At 45.5% G+C, this 16,029-nt stretch carries 16 protein-coding genes and 1 pseudogene; 5 read left to right on the top strand and 12 right to left on the bottom strand.

Annotated features, from left to right (window positions below; all coding sequences use genetic code 11):
• Positions 1-52: 52 nt before the first annotated feature.
• Positions 53-1,249 carry a tyrosine--tRNA ligase gene (gene tyrS, locus ACVBIL_RS09365; protein WP_447166711.1) on the top strand — a complete coding sequence of 399 codons (1,197 nt, stop codon included), beginning with the start codon at positions 53-55 and terminating at the stop codon, positions 1,247-1,249.
• A 617-nt stretch (positions 1,250-1,866) separates the two neighbouring features.
• On the opposite strand, the gene ACVBIL_RS09370 is transcribed toward tyrS, so the two are convergent.
• The 5 genes from ACVBIL_RS09370 to ACVBIL_RS09390 form a co-directional block, all read right to left on the bottom strand.
• On the bottom strand, positions 1,867-2,346 hold the full coding sequence (locus tag ACVBIL_RS09370; RefSeq protein ID WP_447166712.1) for a nuclear transport factor 2 family protein: 480 nt from the start codon (positions 2,344-2,346) through the stop codon (positions 1,867-1,869).
• On the bottom strand, positions 2,346-2,969 hold the full coding sequence (locus ACVBIL_RS09375; protein ID WP_447166713.1) for a trimeric intracellular cation channel family protein: 624 nt from the start codon (positions 2,967-2,969) through the stop codon (positions 2,346-2,348). Before ACVBIL_RS09375 ends, ACVBIL_RS09370 begins: the two co-directional genes overlap by 1 nt.
• Entirely contained in the window at positions 2,966-3,343 is a 378-nt protein-coding gene (locus tag ACVBIL_RS09380) for a DUF2721 domain-containing protein (RefSeq protein WP_447166726.1), read from the bottom strand. The genes ACVBIL_RS09375 and ACVBIL_RS09380 overlap by 4 nt, the downstream gene beginning before the upstream one ends.
• 170 nt (positions 3,344-3,513) lie before the next feature.
• Entirely contained in the window at positions 3,514-4,494 is a 981-nt protein-coding gene (locus ACVBIL_RS09385) for a cobalamin biosynthesis protein CobD/CbiB (RefSeq protein ID WP_447166714.1), read from the bottom strand.
• Positions 4,495-4,565: 71 nt separating this feature from the next.
• Positions 4,566-5,258 (bottom strand): 5'-methylthioadenosine/adenosylhomocysteine nucleosidase, encoded by a 693-nt coding sequence (locus ACVBIL_RS09390; protein WP_447166715.1) that lies wholly within the window; start codon positions 5,256-5,258, stop codon positions 4,566-4,568.
• Between the two features lie 194 nt (positions 5,259-5,452).
• On the opposite strand from ACVBIL_RS09390, the gene ACVBIL_RS09395 reads away from it, so the two are divergent.
• The 3 genes and pseudogenes from ACVBIL_RS09395 to ACVBIL_RS09405 all read left to right on the top strand — a co-directional run bounded on the left by ACVBIL_RS09395 (position 5,453) and on the right by ACVBIL_RS09405 (position 7,386).
• Positions 5,453-6,007, top strand: a complete 555-nt coding sequence (locus tag ACVBIL_RS09395) for a GNAT family N-acetyltransferase (RefSeq protein WP_447163733.1) — start codon at positions 5,453-5,455, stop codon at positions 6,005-6,007.
• Between the two features lie 65 nt (positions 6,008-6,072).
• Positions 6,073-6,467, top strand: a pseudogene (locus ACVBIL_RS09400) (VOC family protein).
• Between the two features lie 442 nt (positions 6,468-6,909).
• A complete protein-coding gene (locus ACVBIL_RS09405; RefSeq protein ID WP_447166716.1) occupies positions 6,910-7,386 on the top strand; it encodes a GNAT family N-acetyltransferase in 477 nt (158 codons plus the stop codon).
• Between the two features lie 55 nt (positions 7,387-7,441).
• On the opposite strand, the gene ACVBIL_RS09410 is transcribed toward ACVBIL_RS09405, so the two are convergent.
• The 3 genes from ACVBIL_RS09410 to ACVBIL_RS09420 form a co-directional block, all read right to left on the bottom strand.
• Positions 7,442-7,924, bottom strand: coding sequence for a MarR family winged helix-turn-helix transcriptional regulator (locus ACVBIL_RS09410; protein WP_447166717.1), 483 nt, complete (start codon positions 7,922-7,924; stop codon positions 7,442-7,444).
• Positions 7,925-8,068: 144 nt separating this feature from the next.
• Positions 8,069-8,773: a TorF family putative porin gene (locus ACVBIL_RS09415; protein ID WP_447166727.1), complete on the bottom strand. Its 705-nt coding sequence runs from the start codon at positions 8,771-8,773 to the stop codon at positions 8,069-8,071.
• A 29-nt stretch (positions 8,774-8,802) separates the two neighbouring features.
• A complete protein-coding gene (locus ACVBIL_RS09420; RefSeq protein ID WP_447166718.1) occupies positions 8,803-10,020 on the bottom strand; it encodes a BCCT family transporter in 1,218 nt (405 codons plus the stop codon).
• A gap of 174 nt (positions 10,021-10,194) precedes the next feature.
• Here ACVBIL_RS09420 and ACVBIL_RS09425 point away from each other — a divergent pair, with 174 nt between their 5' ends.
• Positions 10,195-10,374: a hypothetical protein gene (locus tag ACVBIL_RS09425; RefSeq protein WP_447166719.1), complete on the top strand. Its 180-nt coding sequence runs from the start codon at positions 10,195-10,197 to the stop codon at positions 10,372-10,374.
• Here ACVBIL_RS09425 and betA read toward each other — a convergent pair.
• The 4 genes from betA to ACVBIL_RS09445 all read right to left on the bottom strand — a co-directional run.
• On the bottom strand, positions 10,354-12,051 hold the full coding sequence (betA, locus tag ACVBIL_RS09430) for a choline dehydrogenase (protein WP_447166720.1): 1,698 nt from the start codon (positions 12,049-12,051) through the stop codon (positions 10,354-10,356). The two genes, ACVBIL_RS09425 and betA, sit on opposite strands and share 21 nt — an antisense overlap.
• Before the next feature lie 9 nt (positions 12,052-12,060).
• Positions 12,061-13,524, bottom strand: a complete 1,464-nt coding sequence (betB, locus tag ACVBIL_RS09435) for a betaine-aldehyde dehydrogenase (protein WP_447166721.1) — start codon at positions 13,522-13,524, stop codon at positions 12,061-12,063.
• Complete coding sequence (gene betI / locus ACVBIL_RS09440) at positions 13,515-14,120, bottom strand: transcriptional regulator BetI (RefSeq protein WP_447166722.1); 606 nt, start codon at positions 14,118-14,120, stop codon at positions 13,515-13,517. The genes betB and betI overlap by 10 nt, the downstream gene beginning before the upstream one ends.
• A 553-nt stretch (positions 14,121-14,673) precedes the next feature.
• Positions 14,674-16,029: FAD-dependent oxidoreductase (locus ACVBIL_RS09445; protein ID WP_447166723.1), on the bottom strand; the 1,356-nt coding region annotated here is incomplete at its 5' end.

Consider the following 16,029-nt stretch of genomic DNA (forward strand, 5'->3'; position numbering starts at 1 on the left):
TAACATGAGTGCCCATATTTTTTTGATTAGGCTCCCAGGAGTAAGCGCCGATATGGCTGATTTAGAGCAAGCATTAGCAGAAATAAAACGTGGCACTGACGAGATATTACTCGAAGCGGATCTTCTGGAGAAATTGAAAGAAGGTCGCCCGTTAAAAATTAAATTGGGTGCAGATCCAACCGCTCCAGATATTCATCTTGGTCACACGGTTATTTTGAATAAGATGCGTACCTTCCAAGAGCTAGGTCATGAAGTGATCTTTTTGATTGGTGATTTCACGGGTATGGTCGGAGACCCAAGTGGTAAAAACAGTACTCGTCCACCATTGACGCGTGAGCAAGTGCTTGCCAATGCAGAGACTTATAAGCAGCAAGTTTATAAAATCTTAGACCCTGCTAAAACCCGTATCGAGTTTAACTCTACCTGGTTAGAGCCTCTCGGCGCCGCAGGTATGATCCGCTTGGCTTCACAGCAAACGGTTGCTCGTATGATGGAGCGTGACGACTTTAAAAAGCGTTACGGTTCAGGTCAATCAATTGCGATTCACGAATTCATGTACCCGCTGCTACAGGGTTATGACTCAGTCGCTCTAGAGGCCGACGTTGAGCTAGGTGGTACCGATCAGAAGTTTAACCTACTGATGGGCCGTGAATTACAAAAGTCAGCAGGTCAAAAACCACAGACAGTGATCATGATGCCGCTGCTTGAAGGTTTAGACGGCGTTAAGAAGATGTCTAAGTCGGCGCACAACTATATTGGTGTGAGCGAGCCTGCTGGTGAGATGTTCGGTAAAATCATGTCTATTTCTGACGTGTTGATGTGGCGCTACTTTGAGCTACTGTCTTTCCGTCCGTTGACTGAGATTGAGCAGTTTAAAGCAGACGTTGAAGCCGGTGCTAACCCACGTGATGTGAAGATTGCACTTGCAAAAGAGATCATTGCACGTTTCCACGACGAAGCTGCTGCTGACGCTGCGCATCAAGAGTTTATTAGCCGCTTCCAAAAAGGCAATATCCCTGACGATATCGAAGAGTTAGAGATTGCAGCTGGTGAAGGTATTGCGATTGCTAACTTGCTTAAAGAAGCGGGCCTAGTAAGCTCAACATCAGATGCGATGCGTATGATTAAGCAAGGCGCGGCAAAGATTGATGGCGATAAGATTGAAGATACTCGCCTACAGTTGGTTGCTGGTACTTCTGCGGTATTCCAAGTGGGCAAACGTAAGTTCGCTAAAATTACCTTGGTTTAAAAGCAGCTTAAAAAGCTATTTATAAAGCAGCTTAAACGCTAAAGCCATTACCTCTCACTATTGCGGTTAATGGCTATTCAAACAAGGGTCTGTACCAAAGTGCAGGCCGTTGTTACATTGCCAAGTTAATCTTGCCGCATCTAACTTCCAATAACTCTTCTGTTTTTGCATCGATATAATCAACAACATCTTAGGATGTTCGCCTTTTGCTGCGCTGACGCCCCCTATGTCAGGATAGTTGTCACCACTTTACCTTGGTACTGTTTGACTTTGGCTAGCTGAAAGCTGTTGCCAGCATAGTGGGTCAAATAGACTCAGGTTGTTTGCTCCAGTCGCGCTTTTTGTGTTGGGCTAACTCAAGCTTTTGATTGAATTTATTGATAGGCTGGTCAGCAAAAGACACCACAATGGGGCGCTCAAGCGCAAACGCTGAGCAACAAAGTAGCGGGAGAAATACCATAGCGGTGCGAATAGCATTGAAGCGACTTATAACGACCATAACAACCAACTGAATACAAAGTACCTAATACTTTGACAGACGAATGCAGAAAAGTTTCCATGGTGCGACTAAATTGTGAGCTGTGTAGCACTGCTTTAATAAGCCGTGCTTGCTTAGATCACTGAACTGAGAGTTGATCTGACATGGTTTGATAGTCCATCAGATCTTGATGTTCTTTAATTCTTTCATGGGTCATGTCTAAGCGCAACGTTGTAACGCCTGGGATGGCGATGTCGATAATGCGTCCTGGTTTACCAAATTGCTCGCCCGGCCCTTTGTAGCGGTAGTTACCGATAAGCACGACCAAGGAGCCAGAGTTAAACATATGCTCGATATTAAAGTCGTATTCGAGTACGCCACGATGAGCACGCTTCAAGAACTGAAGAATGTGGCGTCTGCCGGTATATTTACGTCCCGCAGTTCTATCGTTAAACACACTGTCACGATTATAAAAACCACTCAGGCTAGAATAGTCTTGATGAGTTAGCGCTTGAATATACTTGACTGCTAGCTGTTGCTCTTTTGGCATATCACCAATATTAGCGAAAGCGGGAAAGCTAAAAAGGAGCAATATAAAACTGAAGAAAGCGAATCTCATTATTGTGGTGTCTTTAAATCAAAAGCCGGTAACGAAAGGTGCCAACGGATTGCTGCTAATCTAATCACGAGTGCGGTACTCATTGCAAACAATAACGCAAACATATTGGCCGCTCCCAAATGCAGGCTAACGGTGTAACATATTCCCCCCATTATCGATGCCGTTGCATAAATTTCTGTTCGTAGCACCATAGGTACCTGCTGGCAAAGCAAGTCGCGAATAATACCACCACCCACGCCAGTGATTAAGCCCATGACCACGGCCGTCATGCCACTTAGCTCTAAACTTAACGCTTTTTCTACGCCAATGACAGTAAACAGCGCTAAGCCTAGCGCATCAGCAACCGGTAAAATATAACGAGGCACTCGGTTAGGTTTACGCACAAAAATAAAGGTCAAAATAACGGTAATTAAAATCACCGTGATGTAATTAGGGTCTTGGATCCAAAATACGGGAGTCGTGCCCAACAAGGCATCACGAATGCTGCCACCGCCAATAGCGGTTACCGAAGCAAGCACTAATACGCCAAATGGGTCCATCTTGTGACGACCTGCGGCTAATGCGCCTGAAAGTGCAAATACCGCCGTACCACAAAGGTCAAAGAAGTAGATCCAATCGATCATTTGTCCAACTCTTTTAAGTGGATATTTAGTGCATCTACCGAGATACGAATTTCAATCACTGAAAGCAATAGTGAATAAAGCAGTAAAAACAGGCTGCAACCAAAGATAAAGGCGCCCACTTGGTTAAAGCCAATGTAGATAAAAATCATACATAACACGCATAAAGCGAAGCTTAAAGCGCCAGATTCCTGCATACGCCTAATAATGCTTATGCGCTGACGAAGATTCTTTAGCTGGCTGTTATGGATTGGCTTGCCATCATTACTCAAGTTACGAATAAGTGCCGCCAAGGCAAAAAAACGGTTGGTATAAGCCAGTAATAGCAAAGAGATTGCCGGAAAGAGCAAGGCAGGCGTAGTTAGCGAAACATGAATATTTTCAAACAAAGGAGTCAGCCCTAGAACTATTAAATACAGTCAGTTTAAAGAATGATACCAACGCCAATAATTTATACAAGATGATTACAATCCATTGGGTAAATAAACAGCGCAGAAATGCGGTTATTCAATAAAATTCAATGCTGGGTCTATATCGGTGGCAGAAATTAGCTCTGCATTACCCGTAACAGCGCCCATATTCCTGGCAGGAGGACAATAGCGAGAGCCCAAAGACTAAAGGCGATAGAGTTGAGGTTAATCGCGCGAAGTAAGTCATTTTCATCGGGGAGGGGACCGTAAGACACCTTAGGGCTATCCACTCTAACGTCTTTAAATTTAATTGGCCCGCCAAGTTCAATTGTTAATGCGCAGGCAACAACTTCACAAGTTTGATATTCATTTAAGGGCGTAGCATTAACGTTTGGTCGAAACAGGATGATAAGGCTTTTAGGACCGCCTTGAATGGCTAGAGTCAGACTCCATAGCTTTGCTGGAATATAGTGAACTATGGTGCTTATCAGATACACCGGCGTACCAAAGTATCGGTACTGTGGATTATAAACAGGCCAGCAATTCTCAAGTTGTTTAACCATTCTAGCTACAAGTAACAGTGGTACACCGCCAATTGCGTAAAACAAAATAGCCGATACGGTGCCGTAAATTGATGTTGTTGAAAGCCGTTCGATAGTGGTCTTACATAGGCCAACATTGGTAAGAGAACGGGTACTACGGCTTACCCAAGGCTCCAACAAGCTGCGTGCTTGGAGTTTATTATCGCGTTTGATGGCGATAGCGACTTCATTGGCGATGTATCTGAAGTGGTCGTCTTGTAAGCAAAGGTAGATAACGACAGTTTCGAAGAACCAAGGGAACTCGGCAAGCTCGATAATAAAGCTTAATACTGCCCAGAAAGGGATAATTAGTAGCAGCATGGCTAAAGTGCCTGCTATCAATTGTTGCGATGGGGCGCGCTGAACGTGGTTTACTTTAGCGCTTAATTTTTTAGCCACTTGAGATAACCACTCAAGTGGCTGAAGGCTGCGCGGCAGTGGGGCGATTCGTGCCAATAAAATTGACATGAATAGCACCAAGGCTCCAGTGTACAGATGGCTATCTTGAGAGAAGATCTTGGTAAACTCTGGAACCATAGTGCTGCGCTATCCTTGTGTTATCACTCTTAGCTAAAGTTAGCTTAAGCTAAGAGTTATAGCGGCTTAACTTAAAGTTGCTCAAGCAAGGCGATGACCATCAATGCAGAGTGGTGGCCCGCTTTGACAATATACTCATCAAAATCTACTGGCGAGTCGTTGTTAGCATTATCTGATAATGAACGGATAACCACAAACGGTACGCTAAACTGATGACAAACTTGCGCGATTGCAGCGCCTTCCATTTCACATGCTGCCATTGTTGGGAAGTTCTCAAGCATGGTCTTAGTGCGCAGCGGATCGCAAATAAAGCTATCGCCAGTACAAATCAGACCTTCAATCGCTTTTACTTCGCCAAGGCTAGCAACCGCTTTTTGTGCTGCCGCAACCAGTTTAGCATCAGGGATAAACGCTGCCGGTTGCTGCGCCATCTGGCCAATTTCATAACCAAAAGCGGTTACATCAACATCGTGGTGACGCACTTCAGATGAAATAACGATATCGCCAATGGCTAAATCATCAACAAAACCACCCGCTGACCCCGTGTTAATAATGGCATCTGGCGCGTACTTTTCGATAAGTAGCGTAGTCGCAACACTGGCAGTGACTTTACCAATACCAGAGCGAGTGACGATTACGTCTTTACCCGCAAGTTGACCTGCAACAAACTCGATACCCGCAATGGTTGTAGAGCTTGGGTTTTGCATCGACTCAACTAAGTGCGCAACTTCTGGCTCCATAGCGCCAATAATACCGATTTTCATGAAATGACCTTTTAAACTAGCTAAATGAATATGGGCGCTAATATACCACGGCGCTTTGCGTTAGTGAAAAAGCCTTGAAGGTAAGATGAGAGGTGGCGTGTAGATTGTTTCACTTTGGTCACAGTGGTAGGTTTATAATATTCATTACAGTCAATCATTCTTCATCTTGATTGAAAAAGGGATTTTAGCGAAATATGGTACCATTTCCGCAGTTAGAGACCGACAGGCTAATGTTAAATCAGCAAGTGCTTGCTGATTCAAAACTTATTTTACAGATGTTTTCAGACCCCGAAGTGATCCAGTTTTATGATTTAGATTTTAGTCATGAAGCGCAAGCCGTTGAGTTAATCAATAATGATACTAAGCGCTTTGAACAAGGCGAGGGTATTCGATGGGCCATTCGCGATAAAGTAACCCACAAGCTTTTGGGGGGATGTGGAATTAATCGCTTTGAATGCAGTAACCATGTTGCCGTTATTGGATATGAATTCTTTAAAGAGTATTGGGGCAAGGGTTATGCAACTGAGGCGATAGCTAAACTTATCGAGTTTTCATTTTCTGAGCAGTGCCCTGAGCATGTCAATAAAATCGAAGCCTATACCATGATTGGTAATCATGGCTCTGAAGCTGTCTTGAAAAAGTTAGGTTTTAAATGCGACGGTATTTTAAGAGAGCATGGTTATTGGAAGGGTGCTTACCACGATTTAAACGTATTCTCTTTGCTAAGATCTGATGCAGTTATAACCTGAATCATTTTGTTGATTACAAAATCAGGGCTAAAAAGATTTTTTAACTAGTTTACAAGGAGGGCCAAGTGAACCTAAATCAAGTTACCTTGCCAGTAGACAATATGCCTCAGGCGGTACAATTCTATTTGACCTTAGGGTTTGAGCTGATTGTCGATACGCCGCACTATGCGCGTTTTGAGTGTCCAGAGGGGGAGGCAACATTTTCGTTGTCTTTGGAAGAGGGTGATTTCGGTAATAATAGAAAAGCCTGTGGAGCCATAATCTATTTCGAACATGAGAAGCTCGATGAGTGGGTTAGCGAGCTAAAGCAAACGGGCATTGAGTTTGCTCAAGAGCCAACGGATCAAGCTTATTTGTGGCGTGAGGCGGTATTGCACGACCCATCAGGCAATAAAATTAAGCTCTACTGGGCGGGCGAGAACCGACTGAATCCGCGTGGCGAGTGAAGATGCGAGACTAGACTAGACTAGACTGTGTTTGATATTAGTTTTTGTTTTAGGCTTTGGTTAGGATATGCGATTAGATCTCAGTTTCAGTGTACTGTTTGGTTGTATGGCTGGACTCATTATTGTTTTACTTTTATCTAGAACAAAGATGCAAGTAACAACCAGTAAGTTGTTTGTCTTACTTATGGTGGCATTAACTATGCCAGCCCTTTTGCCTGGACATGGCGAATTTGTGCTGCTACTTCCAAGCTCCGCTTTATTTTTCGAGTCATCAAGCCTAGCAGTCACGTTGGGCTTTATATATTTGATAGTTAATTACGTCATAGCATGGTTTGTATTGGTTAAAATAATGAAGTTATTCAGTCGAAATCGGTAAGACAGATATAATGTTTGGCTCGCTAACTTAGCTTTTGTTATTGCTATTTAAGCCAATTATCAAAATGAAAAGAGAAGTACATGCAGATCCGAGTTGGACAACTACACAGTGAACAGGTGCTGGCACTATTGAAAGAGCACCATGAGGATATGGCATCTTATTCGCCGCCAGAAAGCGTGCATGCGCTTGATGTATCAGGGCTGGGATCTGATGATGTTACCTTCTGGAGCCTTTGGGCATCAGCTCAAGATAATAATGAGGGGGAGCAACTCGCAGGTTGCGGCGCTCTAAAACAACTTGATCGTACCCATGGTGAAATTAAGTCGATGCGCACATCCACCGATTTTTTACGTCAGGGCGTTGCACACCAATTACTAGCGCACATCATTGCTGAGGCGACAAGTCGAGGTTACCGAAGACTGAGCCTTGAGACGGGCTCTATGGCAGCCTTTTTACCAGCCAAGAGCTTGTATGAGCAGTTTGGTTTTACTGAATGCGCGCCGTTTGCCGATTATAAGCAAGACCCTTACAGCAGCTTTATGAGCAAAGCGCTTTAGTTATAAGGCTGCTTCACATACGCAAAATGGGCAGCATTGACGGCAATTGTTGTATTTAAAGTCTATCGTCAGCTTGAATTTGGCCAACTAACAGCACGGGCGCGGCATCTAGCTCGTTGGCATCCATCATGGCGGCAATACGCTCAACTGATGACAACAGTTGGCTTTGCTCCCACTGTTCAAGATTTTGATAGCGTGTAATAAAGTGCTCTTGTAATGGCTTAGGCGAGCTGCTCAGTAATGCTTTACCTGCCTCACTCAGTGATAGGATCACTTTGCGTTTATCGGTCTCGCTGCGGGTTCTAACGACGAGTTCACGGCTTTCTAGCCTATCAATAATTGTCGTCACTGTTGCTGGGCTAAGTGCGACCTCTTTAGCGACGTCTTTAGCTAGTGGAGTTTCAAGCTGTTCAATACTTTGCATCACCATCAACTGCGGACCAGTTAAGCCAGATTGCTTGTTCAGTTGGCGTGAATGGATATCAATCGCTCGGATCACTCGGCGCAATGAAATCAATAATTGTTCGTACTTTTCCATCTGTTTTCCTTGGCCAAAGGCCTGTGCCGGTAATATTTAATGGTGAGCGAGTGTTAGCCACAATTAAAAAAAGTGCGCTACAACGACCAGCGTTATACCGCACTATTTATGCTAGGCGCAAGCCCCTATGTGTGACTAAGCCCTTTAGAAGTTAAAGGTTCTTGCTACAGACAGTACAGCGCGCGTATCGGCGGTATCTATGTCCATGCTGGTATCTTCAACGGCTAGGTTAAAGTCAAACCCTTTCCAGCTAGTCATGTATTCAGCGCGGTAATGGTTATAGGCTTTATCGCCATCCCAAGACCACTTGTCCACATCAGTTGATGTTGAACGGTCAAAGCTGATACGGATGTCATGACCTTCGGCAATGGTAAATGTGTGCGCTGCCATCATGATGTAATGGCCTGCATCTACACCAAAGTAATCCCATGTGTACCAGAAGTTTAGCTCTGTTTGACCAACAGATGAGCCATAGCCAAACTTAGTGTAAACCTCTGGATATTGATATTCGTCTGAGAACGAGTCGCCATGGTAAGTGTAATAAGCGACACCCGCATCAAGTGATACGCTTTCACTTAGCTGAAAGAACATACCGCCGTAAAAATCGAGCTCTAACCAGGTGTCATCGCCTGAGCCGTAATCAACGTTCGATGCCCAAGTACCCACATACCAGCCAGCGTCGGCGGCGTAATCAAGGCTTGCCTGCAGAGCTGGGCCGTTATCTGTTTGGCTTACACCGTTAAAGGTGTAATCAGAAGTAGCATTAATGGTTGAGCTAACACCCGCTATTGCGGTTGTTGGCAATGCGATTAGACCGACTAGCGCAAGATTTTTAATTGTTGTTTTCATCATTTATCTTTCTTTTCCTTTGTTTCTTTTTAGTTAGCTAATTCAATTTTGCTAAAATCAATTTTGTTTTCTGTTGGTGAGTGCTCAATCGCAGCTACTTTCTTATATTTAGTCGCTAAAATGTAACCAAAACAGCCTAAGATAAGGCCGATGGCGAGTGCGCCAACCCATTGGATCTCTAAGAAATTCAATTGGAACAGTAAAGTTAGGCCACTCATCAAGGCAAGGTTACCTATGATGTATTTAGCCTTGCCAAAACGCTCAACAGTAAGGTTGAGGTTATCTGTGTACAGACGAATTAACGAGTCGAGTGAGTTGATCACAAAGGTAATACCCACCATCACCATAGCGAGGTTGTAGAAGCCTGTTGTGGCTATCTCATTGGCACTGTAGTAGTACAGAACGGTAAACCACACCGCGATTGGTAAGGATGGAAATACCATCATGGCAATCAACACTTGATAGGTTTTCATGCCACCGACAAAGCGTGAGGTAAACTGTCCAATCATGATGCTCCAAGCAAACCACCAGAATAGGTAGAATTCATGGTAATCATTCATCGGCAGCACGAAGTGATGGATATTGCCAAAGTAATCACCAATCAAGGCAAAGGTATTGACGAACTCACCCACGCCAGATTCTTTTGACATAAACGCGCCAGCCCACATGAGTACGATTAAACCTAAGAATAACCAAGTACTGGCTAAACTTAGAATACGTACGTAACGGATACTGGTGCTTGAATATACGGCGGCGGCGATAATCACAAACACAATCAGATAGAAGCTGCTGACAATTGACTCACCATCGCCCATTTCTGGCAGATACCAAGGTAGGTTGGTCAATAGCAAGTAAGCGGTAAAGGCACAGGTCCCGATGATGACTAAGTTATTAATGAACTTAATGACTGGAATTTCAAAGAACTTCACTCTTGGTTCTATCACACAAAAATAGAAGCAGGTTAAAAAGTAAAATGCCCAGATTAAAAATGCCCAGAAACCGAATTCAATCGCCAGAGGGTTGGTGAAACCATATTCAGGGCTCGCACCTAAATCGGCGTAGCCTGCAAACTCTGTTAGCGGGAACATGATTAAGCCAACGTCCAAACCTGAGGTAAACAGGATGGCGATAAAGGTAAAGGTACGCACCGGTGTGACACCGACACACTTGACGTTACCCCAGCGGTAGATCACAAAGGCAATGGCTGCGAATGTAAATAATATCCCTATAGTTAGCCAAGTGGTCATTATTGAACTCCTGACTTATTTGTATTGTACAACTCTTGATTAAAAAGCATGGTTATCCCTTGTTTTTATTATCGTTATGCCCGCTTTTAGCCAAATTTTGGCTGCAAAAATCCCTCAAGCCTTAATTGCCGCTTTTACGACAGTTAAGGTTTGATAAATTAAACGTGGCGATTAGTGCCATTTAGCCTCAGTGGCTTAGGCTGGCTACCTATACGTAAACAGTTTGAAGAGGCGGCAGAAGGATTGCCGAACATCTTCATCTCGTTTGTGGAGGGGCTTGGCTTAGCGCTAGTCGCGTCACAGTTACTGCCGCGTCCTACTAAGCCAAAGCGATTATCTTGCTGGTGGTCGTAGCCTTTGCTGCTGTTGCCAATCTTGGCTGATGATCACTTCTGCAGTGCTTGGCGAGAGTGGCGTATTACCTAAGATTAAGTCGGCAGCGCGCTCGGCTAACATGATCGTCGGCGAATTCAAATTGCCATTGGGGATGGTCGGGAAAATAGAGGAGTCAACCACTCTAAGATTCTGCAGCCCATGGACTCGTGTTTCAGAGTCGACAACCGCCATCGCATCTTCGCCCATTTTGCAGGTACAAGAGGGATGGTAAGCACTTTCTACTGCGCCTCTGACGAAGCTGTCTATCTGCTCATCGGTTTGCACTGCTATGCTGGGCTGAATTTCTTCACCGCGGAATTCATCGAGTGCAGGCTGGTTGATGATCTCTCGTGTTAAACGCACGCAGGCGCGGAAACCTTCGATATCGTCTTGATGAGACAGGTAGTTAAATAGAATGCTGGGTGCCTGCTTAGGATCATCTGAGATGACTTTGACACTGCCGCGACTCTTAGGCTTGTTATGGCCAATGTGCACCTGAAAACCATGACCTGAAAACGCTTCTTTACCGTCATAGCGCATCGCAGCTGGTAAGAAATGATATTGCAGATCTGGCCATTCTAGACCCGCTTTAGAGCGGATAAAGCCGCAAGACTCGAAGTGATTAGTGGCGCCAAGGCCTGATTTGTTTACGATCCAACGAGTCCCAATAAACAGCTTATTGAGAGGGTCGAGTTTGCCGTTAAGTGATATCGGCTTAAGGCATTTAAATTGAAAGTAAAACTCAAGGTGATCTTGCAGGTTCTCACCCACACCCGGCAGCTCATGTATCTGCTCGATGCCTGCTTTAGCCAAGGTATCTGCTGCGCCAATCCCTGAGAGTTGCAAGATATGCGGCGAGCCGATGGAGCCAGCAGATAGCACTACCTCTTTGCCAGCATTAACTTCAAGCATTTTGCCTTTACGCTCAAAGCGCACGCCTACGGCTTTGTTGGCTTCCCCTTGTTTGGTTGAAAACAATACCTTATGAACCTGAGCATGGGTGATAACGGTTAAGTTTTCACGCTTCATCGCAGGTCTTAAGTACGCATTGGCTGTTGACCAACGCACACCGTTTTTAACCGTCATGTGCATGGGGCCAAAGCCCTCTTGCTGGGCGCCGTTATAGTCATCAGTCGCCATGTAACCGGCATCAACTCCTGCAGCAACAAACGCCTTGTACAGCGGGTTTTTCATGTTGTTGCCGTTGTTAACACCGAGTGGACCGTCAATGCTGCGATAATCATCGCCGCCAAATGCCCAGTCTTCCGCTTTTTTGAAGTAGGGTAGGCAATGGGCGTAATCCCAATCTTTAGCACCGTGCTCTTGCCATTCATCAAAATCGCGAGCATGGCCACGTACATACACCATGCCGTTAATCGATGATGAGCCACCGAGTACCTTGCCGCGTGGGCAATGCATACGGCGATTATCGAGGTAAGGCTCAGCATCAGTTTCAAACTGCCAAGCATACTTTTTAGTATTCATCGGGATTGATAGCGCGGTAGGCATCTGAATAAAGATGCTTCTGTCGCTGCCGCCCGTTTCAAGCAGCAGCACACGATTATTGCTATCGGCTGATAGGCGATTAGCCAGCACACAGCCTGCGCTGCCTGCACCAACGATAATATAGTCGTACTTAGGTTCAGTTGAGTTCATGTCAGCTCCTTAAAATGGACTTTCAAGAGGCTGCATACCAACGTATACGGCTTTGATTTGGGTATAAGCTTTTAGGGTCTCGCTACCGTTTTCACGGCCGACCCCAGACATCTTGTAGCCACCAACAGGCATTTCGGCAGGCGAGGCGCCATAGGCGTTGATCCAGCAAATGCCAGCTTGCATCTGATGAATGACGCGGTGGGCACGAGTAATGTCTTGAGTGAAAACCCCCGCGGCTAAACCTAGCGCTGTATCGTTGGCGCGGCGGATCACTTCCTCTTCATCACCAAAGGGCAGCACCGACATCACTGGGCCAAAGATCTCTTCTTTACTCAGTGTCATATCGTCGGTGCAGTTACCAAAGATGGTTGGCGCAACAAAGTAACCATTTGGGCTATTTTCAGGGGTTAGGGCATGGCCTCCAGCTAATAGCTCGGCGCCCTCTTTTTTACCTATCTCGATATAGCTCAGAACCTTGTCTTGGTGGGCCTTTGAGATAAGCGCACCAAAATTGGTTGCTGGCTCCATAGGATCGCCGCAGACGATATTGTTTTGAGTGCGGGTGAGTAGTTTCTCGATAAACTGCGGGTAGATCTCTTGTTGCACAAATATGCGCGTGCCGTTGGTACAGATCTCACCTTGGGTGTAGAAGTTGCCTAACATGGCTGCTGAAACGGCGTTATCGATGTCGGCGTCATTGAAGATAATTAGCGGTGATTTACCACCAAGCTCCATGGTGACCTCTTTGAGGGAACTTGCCGCCGCGGCCATTACTTTCTTGCCGGTGCCAACTTCGCCAGTGAATGACACTTTGGCAATGTCATCATTGTTAGTAAGCCAAGCACCAACACGGCCGTCACCTTGAACGACGTTAAATACACCGTCTGGTACGCCTGCTTCGGTAAAGATTTCGGCTAGCTTTAGCGCTCCTAGCGGAGTTTCTTCCGATGGTTTAAAGATCATCACGTTACCGCAGGCGAGTGCAGGCGCAGATTTCCAACAAGCGATTTGCAGCGGGTAGTTCCACGCGCCAATACCGGCGCAAATGCCTAGTGGCTCGCGGCGGGTGTAGTAAAAGTCCTCGCCAACCGTTTGTTGGTTGCCTTCGATGCTTGGCGCTAGGCCTGCAAAGAATTCGATAGAGTCTGCGCCTGTGACAACATCAACCACAGAGGCTTCTTGCCAAGGCTTACCTGTATCTTGTACCTCAATGATAGCCAGTTCATCGTTACGTGCACGAAGCAGAGCCACAGCCTTTAGTAGAATGCGGCTACGCTCTATGGCGGTCATTTTTGACCAAGTAACAAATCCGGCTTTTGCGCTTTCAATGGCGGCTTGTTGGATTTTCTCATCGGCAACCTCGACTAAATAATTCACCTCTCCATTAGCTGGATTAATGACTTCAAAGGTTTCGCCTGTGGAATTGTTGAGTGCTTTTCCGTGGACATAATTGCGGTAAACGACTAGTGACATCGGGTTTCTCCGTACTGCATGATCACTGCCTCGATAAAGGCTTTTGATAAAATTTGGGCCTGCTGGAACTCTTTCTCTGGGGTTGGGCTTAACGCACTGCGTAGCCAAAAGCCATCGATCATTGCTGCGGTTTGCTTGGCAGCGATAGTGGCCTGGGTCTTTGGAAGGAGTTTTTTAAAAGAGAACAGGAGGTTGCTGTATAAGCGCTGGCTATTAATATGCTGCAATCTGGCAAGGCCTTGCTCGTGCATCGCTTGTGACCAAAAGCTTAACCAGGTTTTTGTTGCGGGTCTTGAACGTTGTAGTTCGGTAAAGTTGGCTTCAACAATGGCGTGCAGTCGCTCAAGCGGTAGCATGCTTTTTCCTTGGGTTCGGCTTAATAGCGCTTGTTTTAGTTGTTCGAGTAAGTACTTTTGTGTTGCTTCTATTAATCCTTGCTTGCCACCGAAGTAATGACTAATTAAACCCGAAGACAAACCAGCGAAACCGCTAATAGTATTGATTGTCGTGTTGTGTAAGCCATGACGTTCTACAGAGATGAGAGTGGCTTCTATGAGCTGTTGCTGTCGAACGGTTTTCATTGGCGGACGGGGCATAAAAAGCGAGCTCCTGAATACTGTTTTGAATGTTATTTTTTGTGTTTTATTATTATTATTTTGTATTTTTTATTATTGATTGAACGTTCAATTAATAACAACTCTAATGGTTAGAGCTATAACGATCAAGCTTTATTGGAAATTGAGACTTGCTTCACAGATTTCATTTTGTGATCTGAGTTAGGAATTAATGGCTCGCAAGTATTTGTTTATTTTATGGTAAATGCCTTGCTTTTATTTTGCCTAGACAGGTCAGATGAGCTGTAAATTAATTTCGGATCAAAATTAGTTTCAACTGTAATCTTTATTGAAATGGCTTAGTTTTGGATAAGTCAGTGCGTGAAGCTTGCCTGTTTAATGCTAGGCACGGGTACCGGTTTTTTTCTGGCAGCTATTCAGTTTGTGACAGAGAGTGAAAGAGGGGGGGGGACAGAGTGAATGAGTGAGAGGCTAGCTAAAGTGACAGAGCAGCCGATAAAAATAGCGGGCAAAAAAAGGCGCTCCATTGGGAGCGCGCAATCACGAGCAACTTGCTATTAATCTCTTTTGAAAACTAGTCTTCTAAGTAATTTAGCATACCCAAGGCAGCGTCTCTGCCCTCAGCAATAGCGGTAACCACTAAGTCTGATCCTCGCACCATATCGCCACCGGCAAACACTTTAGGGTTGCTGGTCTGAAATGGATTGTCAGCCACTTTGGGAGCCTTGACTAAGCCCCAATCATTAAGCTCGATATTAAAGTCGCCAAGCCACTTTGCAGGGCTTGGTTGAAAGCCAAAGGCGATAATGATGGCATCGGCATCAAGCACTTGTTCACTTCCCGCTATAGGCTCAGGGCGGCGACGGCCACTGTCATCGGCTTCACCGAGCTGAGTTTCAATGCATTCAATTCCAACGACTTTGCCGTTATTGGTTTTGATTTCACTTGGCTGGCGATTAAATAAAAACTCAACGCCTTCCTCACGGGCATTTTGCACTTCACGGCGAGAGCCTGGCATGTTGGCTTCATCTCGGCGATAGGCGCAAATAACTTGAGTTGCACCTTGACGCACTGCAGTGCGCACGCAGTCCATTGCGGTGTCACCACCACCAAGTACTACAACACGCTTGCCTTCAAGACTCAGATACGGGTTATCAACGCAGTCGGTCCCCATTACATTATGGGTATTACCGATAAGGTAAGGCAGGGCTTGATGCACGCCATCTGCGTCTTCCCCTTTGAGATTGGCTTTCATTGCAGTGTAAGTGCCCATACCGAGGAACACCGCGTCGTATTGTTCAATTAATTGCTTAAAGTCGATATCTTTGCCGACAGTGACTCCAAGCTTGAATTCGATGCCCATGCCCTCAAGTACATTGCGGCGAATTTGCATCACTTCTTTATCAAGTTTAAATGACGGAATGCCGTAGGTGAGTAGACCGCCTATTTGCACATTTTTATCAAACACTACAGCTTTTACACCGTTGCGGGCCAAGATATCGGCGCAGCCAAGACCCGCAGGACCAGCACCAACAATCGCGACTCGCTCTTTACGCGGCGTGACCTTCGACATATCCGGACGCCAACCTTGTGAGATAGCCGTATCGGTAATGTATTTTTCAACATTACCGATAGTCACTGCACCAAACTCTTCGTTTAGGGTACAAGCGCCTTCGCAGAGTCTGTCTTGAGGGCACACTCGGCCGCAGATCTCGGGTAGGGTGTTGGTCTCGTGGACCAAATCTGCCGCTTCCATAATGCGTCCCTGTTTGGCCAGTTGTAGCCAATTAGGGATGTAGTTATGCAGTGGGCATTTCCATTCACAATAGGGGTTACCGCAATCTAAACAGCGATCGGCTTGCTCTTTTACCTGTGGTTGGGCAAAAGGCTGATAAATCTCAATAAACTGCGTTGCACGTTGTTTGGCTGC

The sequence above is a fragment of the Shewanella sp. 125m-7 genome (genome assembly GCF_052977045.1).